This window comes from Vibrio sp. 1078-1 (assembly GCF_033340475.1).
Map to the genome: position 1 here is coordinate 1 of NZ_JAWOWM010000774.1, position 542 is coordinate 542.

At 41.9% G+C, this 542-nt stretch carries 1 protein-coding gene; it reads left to right on the top strand.

Features of this window, described 5'->3' with window-relative positions; all coding sequences use genetic code 11:
- Window positions 1–436: SEC-C metal-binding domain-containing protein (locus R7190_RS29990; RefSeq protein WP_318138222.1), on the top strand; the 436-nt coding region annotated here is incomplete at its 5' end.
- Window positions 437–542: the final 106 nt, after the last annotated feature.

Genomic DNA, 542 nt, shown 5'->3' on the forward strand with positions numbered 1-542 from the left:
AATTCACAAGCAACATAACCGTATTTTACGTAATGAGTATTCAGCTCTAGAGCTAACTGGAAAAGATCCTGAGCAGTTAGCCGATTTTGCTGAAGGTTTCATGTCGGTTTGGCCTTTGATTGAAGAGCAGTGGCAAGAGGTTGAGCTAAATGATGGTTTACAACGTATGCTGCAAGCGCTGCTTACCACAATGATGCTAGCCATTGATGAAGAGTCTACTCAGCAACATATGCGTGACGCGGGCATTGAAACACGGCCAGCGTTAACAGGCCTTGTTGATCAACTTGATTTGATGTTAGTTGAAGTCGCATTGGGTGCAGATGAACTAATGGTTGGCAATAAATCTCAAAGCTTAAACCCATTTAAAGATGTAGGTCGTAACGATCCATGCCCTTGTGAGAGCGGTAAAAAGTTCAAGCAATGCTGTGGTAAGTAACACTATAAAAGCCAGTTACTGAATCGAACCCAATAAACAGCCGACCCTAAGGTCGGCTTTTTATTATCTATATTTTTATACGCCTTAACGAATCGGATTCTTACGT